Origin of the sequence: Acidibrevibacterium sp. (assembly GCF_049965395.1) — a bacterium.
Lineage (GTDB): Bacteria > Pseudomonadota > Alphaproteobacteria > Acetobacterales > Acetobacteraceae > Acidibrevibacterium > Acidibrevibacterium fodinaquatile.
On the sequence record NZ_JBMFWJ010000014.1, the window covers coordinates 13432 to 28872 of the forward strand.

At 66.3% G+C, this 15441-nt stretch carries 10 protein-coding genes; 1 reads left to right on the forward strand and 9 read right to left on the reverse strand.

Annotated features, from left to right (window positions below; genetic code table 11):
• Nucleotides 1-26: 26 nt before the first annotated feature.
• The 3 genes from ACP5M5_RS06330 to ACP5M5_RS06340 form a co-directional block, all read right to left on the reverse strand.
• Nucleotides 27-2090, reverse strand: coding sequence for a BTAD domain-containing putative transcriptional regulator (locus tag ACP5M5_RS06330; RefSeq protein WP_427936249.1), 2064 nt, complete (start codon nt 2088-2090; stop codon nt 27-29).
• A 296-nt stretch (nt 2091-2386) separates the two neighbouring features.
• A complete protein-coding gene (locus tag ACP5M5_RS06335; RefSeq protein ID WP_427936250.1) occupies nt 2387-3775 on the reverse strand; it encodes a glutamate--cysteine ligase in 1389 nt (462 codons plus the stop codon).
• 62 nt (nt 3776-3837) lie between these two features.
• Nucleotides 3838-4614, reverse strand: coding sequence for a 16S rRNA (uracil(1498)-N(3))-methyltransferase (locus ACP5M5_RS06340; RefSeq protein WP_427936251.1), 777 nt, complete (start codon nt 4612-4614; stop codon nt 3838-3840).
• On the opposite strand from ACP5M5_RS06340, the gene ubiA reads away from it, so the two are divergent.
• On the forward strand, nt 4577-5482 hold the full coding sequence (gene ubiA, locus ACP5M5_RS06345) for a 4-hydroxybenzoate octaprenyltransferase (protein ID WP_427936252.1): 906 nt from the start codon (nt 4577-4579) through the stop codon (nt 5480-5482). The genes ACP5M5_RS06340 and ubiA overlap by 38 nt on opposite strands.
• Before the next feature lie 3 nt (nt 5483-5485).
• Here ubiA and ACP5M5_RS06350 read toward each other — a convergent pair whose 3' ends face one another.
• The 6 genes from ACP5M5_RS06350 to ACP5M5_RS06375 form a co-directional block, all read right to left on the reverse strand.
• Nucleotides 5486-6478, reverse strand: a complete 993-nt coding sequence (locus ACP5M5_RS06350) for an alpha/beta fold hydrolase (RefSeq protein ID WP_427936254.1) — start codon at nt 6476-6478, stop codon at nt 5486-5488.
• Between the two features lie 125 nt (nt 6479-6603).
• Nucleotides 6604-9279, reverse strand: a complete 2676-nt coding sequence (locus ACP5M5_RS06355; RefSeq protein WP_427936256.1) for a valine--tRNA ligase — start codon at nt 9277-9279, stop codon at nt 6604-6606.
• A gap of 162 nt (nt 9280-9441) precedes the next feature.
• Nucleotides 9442-10008: a DUF2497 domain-containing protein gene (locus ACP5M5_RS06360; protein WP_427936257.1), complete on the reverse strand. Its 567-nt coding sequence runs from the start codon at nt 10006-10008 to the stop codon at nt 9442-9444.
• 113 nt (nt 10009-10121) lie between these two features.
• The gene (locus tag ACP5M5_RS06365; RefSeq protein ID WP_427936258.1) at nt 10122-11696 is read right to left on the reverse strand and encodes a TolC family outer membrane protein; all 1575 of its coding nucleotides are present in this window, start codon (nt 11694-11696) and stop codon (nt 10122-10124) included.
• A 79-nt stretch (nt 11697-11775) separates the two neighbouring features.
• Nucleotides 11776-13167 (reverse strand): sigma-54-dependent transcriptional regulator, encoded by a 1392-nt coding sequence (locus tag ACP5M5_RS06370; protein WP_427936259.1) that lies wholly within the window; start codon nt 13165-13167, stop codon nt 11776-11778.
• A 9-nt stretch (nt 13168-13176) separates the two neighbouring features.
• A complete protein-coding gene (locus ACP5M5_RS06375; protein ID WP_114913753.1) occupies nt 13177-15330 on the reverse strand; it encodes a sensor histidine kinase NtrY-like in 2154 nt (717 codons plus the stop codon).
• Nucleotides 15331-15441: the final 111 nt, after the last annotated feature.

Genomic DNA, 15441 nt, shown 5'->3' on the forward strand with positions numbered 1-15441 from the left:
CACCAAGCCGCCAGCATCTGGCGCGTTTAGCGCGCGGGAAGTTCGGGGACGCCGGCGAGACGCAGGCCTTCGGCGAGAAGGTCGCGATCGGCGGCGCGGGAAAGCAGGCACTGGTCGAGAATGCTGACAACGCTGTGGCCGGGATCGAGATGCCCGAACCGCGCCCGCACTTGCGCGGCATCGGCGTTGCGGCCGAGATGGCCGAGGGCTGCGAGATGCATCGGATAGACCGCGCGGAAGGAGGGCCGGATCTCGCTGATTTCGCGGGCGAGGACGGCGGTGGTTTCAAAGTCGCCGCGGAGGAACGCGAGCAGCGCCAGGCCGAGATCGATCACGAAAGCCTGCGGATCGAGCGGCACCAGCTCCTTATAGCGGGCGAAGCGTTGCTCGGCGGCGGTGAGATCGCCGCGGCCGAGTTCGGTGATACCGGCCAAGCCCCAAGCGAGCGGGAGGTTCGGGTTGAGGGTCACCGCCCGACGGCTGAACGCCAGCGCCTCGTCATGGCGCCGCGCGAGCGCCGATTTGATGTAGCCGGCAATGGCGAAGGCGCGGGCATCCTGTGGGTCGATCGCAATCGCCTGCTGCGCCGCGGCGGCGGCGCGGGCGCGGGCCTCCTCGGGGTTGGTAGCCCACCCCTGAGCGATCAGGAGGGCGTTCCAGATGGCGATCTCTGCCCGCGGCGCCGCGTAATCGGGGTCGAGTTCGGCGGCGAGATCGAGGAGCGAGCCGGCCGCGAGGAATTGCGTGCGATCGAGACGGAACATGAGCCCGCGCGCGCGCAGCATCGCCTCATAGGCGGAAATGTCGCGCTCGACACGTCCGGCAGCGCTGGCCTGCGGCTGGGCTGCGCGGCGAATTTCGAGATGCTGTGCCTCGAGGTCGATTCGCGCCGCGGCAAGCGCGGCGACGCGGTCCTGAAGACCGAGCGGGTCATCGGCGCGATGGTCGAAACGCTGCACCCAGGCGATGTGGTTGCCGGCATGGAGATCGATGAGGCGGAGCGTGACGCGATGCATGTCACCCGCTGTCGTGCGCTGGCGCTGAAGCGTGCCATCGACCAGGAAATCGAGGCCGAAGGCGCGGCGGAGCGCGGTTTCATCGCGGGTCTCGGTGGCGAAGCGGGCCAGCGCCGAGCAGGAAACGAGGTCAAGCCATCGGAACGGGGTGAGCGCGCTGGTGATTTCCTCGGCGATGACGATCGCGAGTTCACCGGCGCCGCCACGCCCATGCGAGTCCTCGCCGAAATTCTGAAGCGGCAGCACGCCCAGCCGTCTGCCGCTGCGGACCTGCGGTGGCGCCGCAATCGGGCTGCGGTTTTTGAGCGGCGGCGCGTTCCCGGAGCGAATTTCGGCAAGCAATTCGCGGGTCTCATCCGATGGCAGGGCGTCCAGCGCTTGCGCCAAGGCGGCGCGGCAGCGCCCGAAGGCCTCGATCGCGAGCCCCCGCTCACCGCGCACCGCATAGGCGTGAATGAGCGCCCGCCATGCGCCTTCGTGGGTTTGGTCGATGGCGAGGAGCTGCTGGGCGGCGGTGATCATGCCGTCCGGCGTCGTTTGTTCGGCGAGCAGCGCTTCGGCGACGGCGCGGGCATGACTGCGCACCCGATTGCGTTCGCCGGCTAGCCAGAGATCGGCGGCGGGATCGAGGCCACTGAGATCGGCGAGCAATTCGCCGCCGATCAGGCGCAAAGCCTCGGGCATGGCGGGCGTTGCGCGCAGCACCTCGGCGACGTCGATCCAGGTGGTGCCGGGGCGGAGCGCGATCTGTTCGCGCCCGATCGCCAGCACCTCAGGGCCAAGCGGGCCGAGGCAATCGAGCAGGCGATGAATTTCCTGGCGCAGCGAGCCGCGCGCCTGCTCCTCGGGGCGGCCGCTCCACAGCGTCTCGGCGATCCAGGCGCGACTGACCGGGCGCGGCGCCGCCAGCGCCAGCATGGCCAGCAAGGCGCGGGTTTTGCGCCCGTTGGGGAGCGCGCTGTCGCCATTGGCCGCGGCCGCTTCCATCGCGCCGAACAGCCTGAGGCGCAGCCGCTCTTCGCCGGCACGGGCGGCGGGGCGCCCGAGAGAGGTGAGTTCGGCGGTGCGTGACATCAGCATTTTTTTATAGTTACAGAGTCCCGTGTGGACTGCAAGCATTTCTGTTTGCCGCGCTCCATCGCGCCGACATGGCGGCCGCGCTAAAATGTCATTTCCGAAAAGAATCGGCAGTCGAAATCCCGATATCAACGACGCCATGCGTTTTTTAGCGCATCGGAATATTTAATAATCCGGCGAGACGGGAAAAAGACGGGTGCGTGCCGATACGGGCCCAAAGACTACGAAGGCACATTTTTGTGATCACGCCGCGCCGCGAGCGCGACTCGTTGCGCATCGTCCGCGCTTGCCGGTCAAAGCCGCGATTCGTGGAAAATCTGCCGCGTGTCGCCGGCCCAGGCGGTCTCGTTGCGGGCGAGCCAATGCTCGGCCTGGGTCGGCCCGCCTGCAACGATCTCCGCCAGCGGGGCGAGGAAGCGGCGCTCATCGCTGCCATCCTCGTCGCGCCGGGCGCGGGCGCGCAACCCGTCGCTCGCGATCATCACCACGTCGCGCGCGAGATCGCGCAACGTCCCATCCGGCCGCGCCGGCGTCGGCCATGGGGCATGGAGCCCAATGCGCGGCACCACGGCGCGCAACGCCGCGAAATCCTGCCAGGGCCGCGCCCGCACCAGCGCCGCGGCGGCCGCCAGGGCGGCATCGTCATAAAGGATCCCGGTCCAGAGCGCGCTCTGCGCCAGCATCATCGCCGGCGAGCCGGCATCCGCCCCGCGCATCTCGAGGAATCGCTTGAGTCGGACATCGGTGAAAACGGTGGTCAGATGATCCGCGAAATCCCCCATCACCGCATGTTCGCCGGGCACCGCATCGAGGCCGTGGTCGAGAAAGCGGCGGAAGGATTGGCCGGCGAGGTCGATGAAGCCATCCGCGCGTTGAATGAAATACATCGGCACGTCGAGCACCCACTCAACATAGCGTTCGAAACCGAAGCCGTCTTCGAAAAACACCGCCGGCATGCCGGTGCGATCGGGATCGGTGTCGGTCCAGACCTGAGCCCGGTAAGAAAGAAACCCGTTCGGCCGACCCTCGGTGAAAGGGGAATTGGCGAAGAGGGCGGTTGCCAGCGGCTGCAACGCCAGCGCAACGCGGAGCTTCCGCACCATATCGGCTTCCGAGGCATAATCGAGATTGACTTGCACCGTGCAGGTGCGGAGCATCATGTCGAGGCCGAGCGCACCCCGCATCGGCATATAGCGGCGCATGATGGCGTAACGGCTTTTCGGCATCCACGGCATCGCCTCGCGCCGGGCCAGCGGATGAAAGCCGAGCGCGGCGAAGCCGAGGCCGAGCGGGTCGGCGGCGTCATGCATCTCGGCAAAATGCGTCGCCATTTCGCGCGCCGTCGCGTGGAGATCGGGCAGCAGACCACCCGAAAGTTCCAATTGTCCCCCCGGCTCGAGCGAGATCGAAGCCTGGTTGCGCCGATCCCCGCCCTTGAGCCCGATCATCCGGCCGCGATCGAGGATCGGCGCCCAGCCGGCGCGCTCGAAGCCGCCGAGAACGGCGCCGATGCCGTCTGGCTCATAGGGTGGGGGAGACAAATCGGCGAGGCGGAAGCCGAATTTTTCGTGCTCGGTGCCGATCCGCCAAGCCTCGCGCGGCTTGGCACCGGCTTCGAGCCACGCGGCGAGCTGGCGCCGGTCGGTGATAGGGGTGGCGTCGATCTCACCAGGATTGGACATGCGGCGTTCGTGACCTTTTGGTGCGCCACCGGAACAGCAGCGCGGGAGATGGGCGGGCGCGATCAAGGCGGTCGGGGCGCGGCCTGAAGCAGGGCCAACCCGACGATCGCGGCGGTTTCGGCGCGGAGGATGCGTGGTCCGAGCGTCGCCGGCTCTACAAAGGGACGCGCGCGCAGATAGTCAAGCTCCGCCGGCGCGAATCCTCCCTCTGGCCCGACGATAAGCGCAGTGGGCCCCTCGCCGGCGGCCGGCGGCGGCGCTGCGGCGCGCTCGATCGCGGCAACCAAGCGGCGCGTGCGCGGCCAGCCGGCGAGGAGGTCGGAAAGCGGTTGCGGCGCCCTGATCTCCGGCAGCGACAGCCGTTCGCTCTGCTCCGCTGCCTCCCGCGCGATCGCTTCCAGCCGCGCGAGATTGATCCGCTCGCCGAGGCTATGCATCGTGATCACCGGAAAAATCGCGGCAACCCCGAGTTCGGTCGCCTTCTGGATGACGAGGTCGGTCGCCTGGCGCTTGAGAAGGGCGAAGACCAGCCAGAGATCGGGGAGCTGCTCCATGGTCGGCGCGCGCAGCGCGGTTTCGATCGCAAGCGCTGCGGCGCCGCGACGAAGACTGGTGATCCGCGCCCGCCATTCTCCGTCGCGCGCGTTGAAAACGGCGATTTCGGCGCCCGTGGCAAGCCGCATGACACTCCCGAGATAATGTGCCTGCTCCGGCGAGAGGGGCACGATAGCGCCGGCGGCGAGCGAAGCGGGTGCGTAAAGGCGGATTGACCTTGGCATGATAGCGGTGAGAGTAGCACCCATGAGCGCCCATACCGATATCGTTCGCGACGGTTTCATCGCCCGCCTGCCGAAGCGCTGGCAGCCCTTTTTCCTGCTCGCCCGCCTCGATCGGCCGATCGGCGCCTGGCTTTTGTTTCTCCCCGGCCTCTGGAGCATCCTGCTCGCGCGGCCCCGATTGGGGCGGATGCTGTGGCTCATCATCCTTTTCGCCATCGGCAGCGTTCTGATGCGTGCCGCCGGCTGCATCGTCAACGACATGTGGGACCGCGATCTCGACCGCCGCGTCGCGCGTACCGCCGGCCGTCCGCTGGCCGCGGGCGTGCTCGGGATGCGGCAGGCAGCGGTTTTTCTCCTCGCCCTGCTTGCGCTTTCGCTCGTCATTCTTCTGCAGTTGCCGACGCTGGCGCAAATCCTCGGGGTCGCCTCGCTCGCGCTGGTTGCAACCTACCCGCTCGCCAAGCGCGTGACCTGGTGGCCGCAGATCATGCTCGGTGTTACCTTTGGCTGGGGCGCGCCGCTCGGCTACGCCGCCGCCGCCGGCCGGCTCGACGCCGCCGCCGCCGCGCTCTATCTCGCAGCAATCCTGTGGATCCTCGGCTATGACACCATCTACGCGCATCAGGACCGCGAGGACGACGCCCTCATCGGCGTGAAATCGACGGCGCGCCTGTTTGGCCGCCACACGCGGAGGTTTCTCGCCGTCTGTTATGCGCTGGCGCTGCTCGCGCTGCTCGCCGCGGGCAGGTTCGCCGGCCTCGGAGGCGGGTTTTTCGCCGCCCTCGCCGTGCCCGCGGTGCTGCTCACCTGGCAAGTGATCGCCCTCGACATCGACGACCCGGCACTCTGCCTTCGTCTTTTCAAGGCCAATCGCGAGGCTGGGCTCGCGATCGCGCTCGCGATCGCGCTCGGGGGGTGGCTCGCGTGAGGGTCAGGGCCGTTCGATCCATGTTTGTGCCGCGCGATCAGCGCCGGAGGGAAGCGGCGCCGCCGGCGCGTGCAGCCAATGGAGAATGTCGCCGATCACGATGGCGCGATCGTGATCGCGGAGCAGCAAGTGATAGCCTTCGGGATAATAGGCCAGCCGCAAATCCGCCGGCGCCGCGACCAGCAATTTGCGCCACGCGGCCGCCATCGCCGGTTTCGGCACCAATGCATCATGCCCGCCATAGAGCACCAGGGTCGGCGCCGCGACGTGCCGGCCTGCCGCTTGCGCCTCGTCCATGAGATCGACAAGGCCGCGCACGGTGCCGATCCGGGTCTTGTGAATGGTCAGCGGATCGGTGGAGAGACGGATCAAGGCGGCGCGATTGTCGCTCGCCGTCACGTGCGCGGCGGCGCCGGTGAGACGCCAATTGGGGGCGGCGCTGGCGCTGAGCCAGAGGGCGGCGCGGAGGAAAATATTCATCTCCGACCACCCCCAGACCGCCGGCGCGACCAGCACATAGCCGGCAACCGGCGGCGCCTCGGCGCTTGCGGCGAGGCAGAGCAGCACCGCCCCCCCCATGCTCTCGCCCATCAGATAAAGCGGGATGTGCGGGTATTCGGCGTGGAGCAAGCGGGCCATGTGCGCCGCGTCATGCACCAAGCGGGCGCTGCCCGGCCAGCCGCCGCGCTCGGGCGCGGTGCCAAAGCCGCGCTGGTCGGGGGCGTAGAGGGCGATGCCGGCGGCGGCGAAAGCGGGGGCCGGAATTTCGAAAGCATCGCGGCTGTCATTGAACCCGTGCAACGCGAGCATGACGGCTTGCGGCGGCGCGCCAGAGGGCAGCCAGCGGCGATAGGGCAGACGCGCCCCGTCCGCCATGACGAACGCGCCATCCTCCTCAGTCGGCGGCGGTGTCACGATCGGCGCATGGCGCTCGGTCGCGATGGCACAAGCCGCGAGCGTCGTTACCAATCCCAGCATCACCGCTCGCCGTCTCATGTTTGCCGCTTGCCTATCCTTCAACACGATCGACCGGCGCGCGGGTCAATTGGGATATCAGCGATCAACCCGAAATCAGCCTTTCCGCGGCCCGGTCGCGTCTTCCAAAATGCCGTGGGTGGGCATTATCCGCCGATGCGCGCCAGCGCTTCTTCGATGGCTCTCCCCTCGGCGCCGGCGGCTGACATTTTCGCCTGGGTCTCCTCGATGATTTCCGGCGGCGCGCGCTTGGTGAAATCGGCGTTCGAGAGTTTGCGGAAGTGGCGCTCCCATTCGGCCTTGGCTTCGTCGCGTTTCTTGCGCAGGCGCGCGCGTTCAGCGTCGAGATCGATCACGTCGGTGAGCTGGAGGAAAGCTTTGGTCGCGCCGTTGTCGATCGCGATTTGGACGCAGCCGGCGGGGGGATCCCCTTCAATCAGAGTGATGTCCGAAATTCGCCCAAGCCGGCGGATTTCACTTTCCCATCCCATAAAGATTGAAAAGCTGATCTGCGGATAGAAAAGTGGGATTTGGCGCGAAGGCGGGACGTTGAGCGCAGCACGGGTCGCGCGGATTTCCGAGATCAAGGCGATCGCGCGTTCGACGTCGCGATGGCTTTCCGAACGCTCCCGCCCGGAACCGGTGGGCCATGCCGCGCGGATCAGGCTGCCTTCGGCGCCGAAGCCGAAATGATGCCAGAGGGTTTCGGTGACGAAGGGCATCACCGGATGCAAAAGGCGCAGGATCACCCCCAGCACATACGCCGCGACGGCGCGAAACTCCCTGGTTTCGTCCGCATTTTCCGCAAGCGATGGCTTGATGAATTCCAGAAACCAATCGCAATAGGTGTTCCACAGAAAGCGATAGCAGACCTGAGCGTAGTCATCGAAGCGATAGGCCTCCAGCGCCTTCGTCGCCTCGGCGATCGCGCTATCGGCGGCATCCAAAATCCAGCGCGAGAGCCTGTGTTGCGCCTGCGCGGGATCGAAATCCGCGACCGGCGCGATGCCGTTCATTTCGCAAAACCGCGCCGCGTTCCAGAGCTTTGTGACAAAACTCCGCTGGCTTTCGACGCGGCTTCGCCCAAGCTTGATATCACGCCCTGGCCCGGCGGCGGCGCAAATCGTAAAACGCAAGGCGTCAGCGCCGAATTCATCGATCAGCGCCAGCGGATCGATGACATTGCCCTTCGATTTCGACATTTTCTGGCCGCGCTCATCACGCACGAGGCCGTGGATATAGACATCACGGAACGGCACATCGCCCATGAAATGATGGCCCATCATCATCATCCGCGCGACCCAGAAGAAGATGATGTCAAACCCCGTCACCAAAACATCGGTCGGGTAATAGCGCTTGAGTTCCTTCGTTTCCTCCGGCCAGCCGAGGGTGGAAAATGGCCACAGCGCCGAGCTGAACCAGGTGTCGAGCACGTCCTCATCCTGGTAGATTTTAGCGTCTATGCCGAAGTGCTCGCGAGCTTCCTCCTCGGTTTCGGCGACGAAAATCTCACCCTTCGGCCCGTACCAGGCCGGAATACGATGGCCCCACCAGAGCTGACGCGAGATGCACCAGGGCTCGATCTCGCGCATCCAGGCAAAAAACGTGTTTTGCCATTGTTCAGGCACGAAGCGGGTTTCTCCCTGCTCCACCGCTTCGATCGCGGCTTTCGCGAGCACCTTCGCATCCGCGAACCATTGCCAGGTCAAGAGCGGCTCGATCACCACGCCGGAGCGGTCGCCATGCGGCACTTGATGGGTGTGCGGCTCGGTTTTTTCGAGAAGATCAATGACTTTCAACCGCTCGACGATGAGCGCCCGTGCTTCGAAGCGATCCTTGCCGTCAAGCTCGCCAACGAATCCTGGCAGGTCACGATGAAGCTGACGCAATCCCGCAAGCGAAACCCGCGCCAGTCGATCCAGCACCGACGGCATCGGCAAACGGTGCCGCTCCCCCAGCTTGAAATCGTTGAAATCGTGGGCAGGCGTAATCTTGACGGCACCGGTTCCCTTCTCGCGATCAACGTATTCGTCAGCGATGATCGGGATTTCACGATCAACCAGCGGCAAATGGGCGCTCCGGCCAATCAGATCGCGATAGCGCGCATCCTCGGGATGCACCGCAACCGCGACGTCGCCGAGTATGGTCTCTGGCCGGGTCGTCGCGACGGTAATGAACCGGCCGTTCTCACCCGCGATGGGATAGCGAATGTACCAGAGATGGCCTTTGATCTCGCGGTTCTCCACTTCGAGATCGGAGATCGCCGTTTGCAGCTTCGGATCCCAGTTCACCAGCCGGTGCGCGCGATAGATCAGCTTTTCGCGGTAAAGCTTGACAAAAACCTTCCGCACCGCCGCCGAAAGCCCTTCGTCCAGCGTAAACCGCTCGCGCTGCCAATCCAGCGAAGCGCCGAGGCGGCGCAGCTGCTGCGTGATCTGGCCACCGGACTCGGCTTTCCACTGCCAGACGCGCTCCAGAAACTTTTCGCGCCCGAGTTCCTTGCGCGAGGTGCCCTCGGCCGCGAGCAGGCGCTCGACCACCATTTGCGTCGCAATCCCGGCGTGATCGGTGCCCGGCTGCCACAGCGCATCAAACCCGGCCATGCGCTTCCAGCGGATCAACACGTCTTGCAGGGTGAAGGTAAGCGCATGACCCATATGCAGGCTGCCCGTGACGTTGGGCGGCGGGATCATGATGGTGAAAGGGCGCTTGTCGCTCTCCGGCACGGCGGCGAAAGCGCCGGAGGTCTCCCAGAGGTCATAGAGCCGAGCTTCTGCCGCGTTGGGCGAAAAACTTTTGTCCAGCCTGTCGTGTTCGGGCATCTCACATCCGGAATAAACGGGAAATCCGTTCTTTTTTGAAAAAAAGAACCAAAAAACTTTTCCCCCGAAAGGCACCGCGACACCCGCGCCGGGGGAACGGAAGAAAAGTCTTTTTGCTTCTTTTTCTTCAGAAAAAGAAGAGGCTTTTTGCGCAGCCTTGGATCAGGGAACGGCGCGGTTGACCACGCGTTCGATCTCGTTCTGCACTAGGCGTTCGACGAGGGCGGGCAAATGGGCGTCGAGCCAGGCTTTGAGCAGCGGGCGGATTTCTTCGCGCACCAGATCCTCGATCGTCGGCCCGCCGCGATGCACCGGCGTCAGACGATCGGCAGCCAGCGTGCGCACCAGGCCAACGATCGAGGCAGCGGCGCTTTCCGCGGTATCGTTCGCAAGCAGCGGCGAATCCCGCTCCGCGTCCATGGCGGGCGCAAGCGTTGCCGGCACGTCTTCCTCCGGCATCGCCGCCATGACCGCCGGCGCGGGTGCCAACGGCTCGGGCTCTGGCTCGGGCTCAGGTTCGGGTTGCGGCGCCATGGCGGCGGGCGCTTCCGCTGGCGTCGCCGCCTCGTCCTTGACCAACATCGTCTGGTCGAGAACCAGCACGTCGTCCTCGGGCGGTGCGGCGCTGGCCTCTTTCTCGTCCTCGCTCAAAATCCGACGGATCGAGGAGAGGATTTCCTCCATGGAGGGGTCGCCCGCGGCCCCTTCCTTCGGCGTCTCGCTATTCATGCCCACCTCAAACCCTGTTCGCGCCTCATCGCGGCACTCAGCCGGCCCGCGTCTCTGCCCGGTTCTAGCCGCGTTTGCTTAAGACCGGGTTCACGCGACCAGCCAGCACGCCCTCAGCGCCCGGGCTGGCCGGTCGCGTAATCGCCGCTGCCGAACCACCGGTTGCGCACCGCCCGGTAATACGCCGTCTCATCATAGACCGCGACTGGCAGGTTGAGATCGCGCGCCGTGAGCCGCCCGACGGCCGCGGCGACATTGTAAGAGGCATTTACCAGGTTCGCCAGGTCCTGCACCAGCGTCACTTGCGAGGTGAGCAGCGCCTGCTGCGCGTTCAAGACGTCGAGCGTGGTGCGGCTCCCGACAATCGCCTCACGCTCGACGCCTTCGAGGGCAATCTGGTTGGAGCGCACGGCGGCACGATCGCTCGCGATCGCCGCCCGCGCGGCGATCAGCGTCTCCCACGACTGCGTCGCCTGCTGGATCGCGGTGCGGCGCGCCTCGTCGAGGTTCTTGCGCGCCGCCTGCTCATTCTGGCGCGCCTGGCGAATGGCGGCATATTCCGAGCCGCCTTGATAGATCGGCATATTCAAATTCAGCGTCACCTGGCCGCCATTGACCGCGCTGTAGGGGAAAGCGACGTTCTGCTGGGTGAAGTTCTGGTTCTGTATGCTGACCGTTGGCATCAGGTTGGCAAAGGCGCTGTCGATCGCGTCCTGCGCCGCGGCAAGCTGAAACTGGGCGTTGATCACGTTCGGATTATTGGCCGCCGCCAGCTTGTTGACGTTGACCTCGTCCTTGACCGGCAATTTGAGCGGCTGCGGCTCGTTAAGATGCTCGGCCTGCTCGCCGATGATGCTGAGATAGGTCGAGCGCGCGGTTTGCAGCGTGCCTTCGGCGGTCTCGCGCTGTGAACGCGCTTGCGCCAGCGCCGCCTCCGCCTGCGCGACATCAGTGCGGGTGATCTCGCCAACCCGGAAACGATCGTTGGTGGCTTGTAGCTGCTTGGTCAACACCTGCTCGTTGTTGATGTTGAGAGCGAGCAATTGCTGATCCTCGATCACCGTGACATAGGCGTTGACCGCCTGGGAAAACACCTGCTGCTCGGTCGCGATCAGCTTGGCGCGCTCGGCCATGACATTATTTTCTGCCTCCTCCGTTTGGGCATGCACGCGCCCGCCGGTGTAGAGCGGCTGGGTGATGTTCGCCTGGGCGATGCCAAGGTCACGGGCATTGGCGAACACCTGGAGGGGGCCGGGCGGGAAATAGAGCGACTGGGTGCCGTAGCCATAGCCCGCTTCGCCCTGAAACGTAACCTGCGGGCGCCAACCGGCGAGCGCAGTCGGCACATTTTCATCGACCGAGCGCAGATGCGCGCGCTCGCTGAGCAGGGTTGGGTTGGTCGAGTAGGCGGCAACCAGCGCCGCAACCAGGGTATGCGGCGGCTCGCCCCTTGGGGGTGAGGCCGCGGGTGATGCGGCGTGCGGCATAGGCGGCCCCATCACCGGCGGCGCGGCCTGCTGCGCGCTCTTTTGCGCCCCCGGCTTTTGCGCCCCCGGCAGCGACGGGCCGACAAGATCCGGCGGCTGCGCGAGAGTGTCGGCCCAAGCGACGCCGGCAAGGCCAGCGCCGAGGCCAAGCCCCATCATCAGGCCGGCGATCCGTCTCTCCATCCGCGAAAGCCTGTTCATGCCCTCACCCCTTCAATCCCGGCGTGCCGCTTTCTGCCATACTCTCGGCCCTCGCGCCAATCATCCGGCGCGCGAAAAGTCAGCCGCGTTCCTCGCTCTGAAGACCAAGCTGCTTCAATTTGCGATGCAGCGCGCTGCGGTCAAGCCCGACGAACTGCGCGGTGCGGCTGATATGGCCGGAGAAGCGGAGCAATTGCGCTTGCAAATACTGGCTCTCGAACATATCGCGCGCCTCGCGCAGCGGCAGCGCCATGATGTCGGCATGCGGATCGAGCGCCAGCACGGTGGGCGCGCCGGAGGTGATCTCGGGCGGCAGGGAATCGGCACGGATCAGATCCCCTGGCGCCACCGGCGCCATGATCATCAGCCAATCCATCAGGTTACGCAATTGGCGGACATTGCCCGGCCACTCATAGGCCTGCAGCGCGGTCAGCGCGTCGGTCGAAAGCGCGCGCCGCGGCATGCCGGCGCTTTCCGCCGAGCGTTGCAGAAAATGCCGCGCGAGTTCGGGAATATCCTCCCGCCGCTCGCGCAAGGGGGGGACACGCAGCGGCACCACGTTGAGCCGGTAATAGAGATCCTCGCGAAAGCGGCCGGCGGCGATCTCGGCCTGGAGGTCGCGATTGGTCGTCGCGATGACACGGACATCGACGCGAACCCGTGCCGCGCCGCCGATCCGCTCGAAGGTCTGATCCTGGAGGGCGCGGACGATCTTGCCCTGGGTTTCGAGCGGCATGTCAGACACCTCGTCGAGCAGCAGGGTGCCGCCATGGGCGCGCTCGAGAACACCGGCGCGGCGCGGGCGCAGCGTCGGGTCCGGCCCGGCCTCGATCCCGAACAATTCCTCCTCGAAGCGCCCGGGGCTGAGGGTTGCGCCATTGAGCACGACGAACGGCCCCTCCGCACGGCGCGACAGACGATGGATTAGGCGCGCCGCGACCTCTTTCCCCACGCCGGCAGCGCCGCTGATCAGAACCCGCGAGCCGGTCGGCGCCACCCGCTCGATCGCCGCCCGCAGCGCCACGATCGCCGGCGAGTGGCCGATCAGCTCGTTCTCGGGGCCAGCGCGAAGCCGCAATTCGGCGTTCTCGCGCGCCAACAGCGCCGCCTCCAAAGCGCGCCGCACGACGAGGAGCAGGCGATCGACCTTGAACGGCTTTTCGATGAAATCATAGGCGCCCTGCTGGATCGCCGCGACCGCCATCTCGATCGTGCCGTGCCCCGAGATCATGATCGCCGGCACTTGCGGCTCCTCGCGATGGAGGATTTCGAGAATGCCGAGCCCATCCATCGTGCTGTCTTGGAGCCAGACATCGAGGATGACGAGCGAGGGCCGGCGTTGACGGAAGGCGGCGATCGCCTCCTCGGCGGTGCTCGCCGTCCGCGTCTCATAGCCTTCGTCGGAGAGCAGGCCCTCGATGAGCAGCCGAATATCGGGCTCGTCATCGACGATCAGAATGTCATGCGCCATGGGGCAACCTTAGGAAGAAGCGGGGGCGCGAGGCAAGACGAGGATCGCGACCGCACCCGGCCCATCCTGCCGGTCATCGAGAACCAGGCTGCCGCCATGGTCCTCCATGATCTTCTTGACGATGGCAAGACCAAGCCCGGTGCCCTTCGGCTTGTGCGTGACATAGGGTTCGGTCAGGCGGGCGCGGTCCTCGGCGGGAAGGCCGACGCCGTCATCTTGGATTTCGATTCGCACCGCCTGCTCGCCGTCGATGACCGCGAGCGTGATCGCGCCTGCGCCCGGGCGCATGCTGATCGCATCGGCGGCGTTTTGCAGGAGATTGGTGAGCGCCTGGCCGAGCAATCGGTGGTCACAGGGCGCGATCGGCCCGGCGGGCGGGATCCGCGTCGTCCAGGCGATCTCGGGATGGGCATGGCGCTGGAGGATCAGCACCTCGCGCAGGATGCGGCCGATATCCTCGGGGCGGATCACCGGCTGGGGCATGCGCGCAAAGGCCGAGAATTCATCGACCATGCGGCCGATATCGCCGACATGGCGGACGATGGTGTCGGCGCACTGGCTGAAGGTCTCGGGGTCGGAGTGGATTTCCTTGGTGAAGCGGCGCTTCAACCGCTCGGCGGCGAGCTGGATCGGGGTCAGCGGGTTCTTGATCTCATGCGCGATGCGCCGCGCGACATCGGCCCAGGCCGCCTTGCGCTGGGCGGATTGCAGCTCGGTGATGTCATCGAAGGTGACGACGAAGCCGCGCGCCCGGCCCGCCGCCTGCTCGACGCCGATGCGCACCAAAAGGGTGCGGCGGCGATGGGCCGGGCCGATCGCGATTTCGGCGGTTTGCGCCCGCTCCGGGGCGGCGCGCGCGGCTTCGATCAGGGGTGCGAATTCCGGCACCTCAGCCCCGAGATCGCGCCCGATCGCGGTCATCAACTCGCGGTCGAGGAGATCGCCGGCGGCGCGGTTGGGCAGTTCGATGCGGCCTTCGTCATCGAGGCCGATGACCCCGGCCGAAACCCCGGACAAGACCGCCTCGGTGAAGCGCCGGCGCTCGTCGATCTGGCTATAGGCGTCCATCAGCTCGCTACGCTGCGCGCCGAGCTGGCCGGTCATGCGGTTGAAGGCGCGGGAAAGCCCGGCGATTTCGTCCCCGGTCGCGGTCTCAGGCACCCTGACCGCGAGATCGCCGGCCCGCACCCGCTCGGCGGCCTGGATCAGCCGCCCGATCGGGCGCGCGATTTGATTGGCGATGACGAGGCCGATCAAGACCGCCGCGGCGAGGACGAGGAGGGCGACGAGCGCGAAGACGACGACGAAGGTGATCTGCAGACCCGAGCGATTCTGATCGAGCCGGTCATATTCCGCGACCGCTTTTTGCACGCGCGCCATGTGGTCGAGGATGGCGGGATCGACCGGACGATCGATCATCAGCATCAAGGACGGCGTCGCATTGATGAGCACGACGGCGCGCACTCGCGTGCCATCGCCGCCATCCATGACCACGGCATCGCCGCCGCGCGCCGCCTCGATCGCCCAGGCCGGCGGCAATTCCGCGCCAAGCCCCGACATCAGCCCGGCCGACGCCAGCACCTGTCCGGTTTCGGGCTCGAACACCACCGCCTCGGTCAAGCCGCGCAACGCCGCTTGAGAGCCGAGGATGCGGGCAAAAGTTTCCGGATCGTCGGCGAGGAAGCGGCCGGCCTGGGCGAGGTCGTTGGCCATGCCGAGGGCATCGGCGCGAATGTTGTTGCGATGCTCGTCGAGATAGCCTTGGGCCGCTTGCAGGCTTTCTTCGAGCGCGGTCTGCACCCGCTCATTGAACCAAGCCTCGATGCCGACATTGAAAATCGCGGCGGCGAAGCCGGCGACGACGATCGCCGGGACGACGGCAACGCCACTGAACAACAGCACCAGCCGGACATGGAGCTTCGAGCCCGCCGATCCCCGCCGCCGCTCGACCCAAACCCGCGTGACCCGCCCGGCGAGCAGCGCGCCGAGCAACAGCAGCACCACGACATTGGCGAGCACCAGACCAAACACCAGGTTTGGCCGCAAGCCGAGCGGCACGCCGTTGGCGAGCACCGAAAACGTGCCGATGCCGAGCAAAAGCGCGCCGGCGGCAAGCAAAAGCGTCGCCGCCTTGCCGAGCAGGAGATCGCCGAGCCGCGCCAATCGCCATGAGCCGCGCCCGGCGCCTGCGTTGACGTCAGATGACGCCGGCGGCGCGCCGTCGAGCGGTGCGGCGGCCTCTTCATGCTCGGAGAGGATGAGCGTCACGGCACC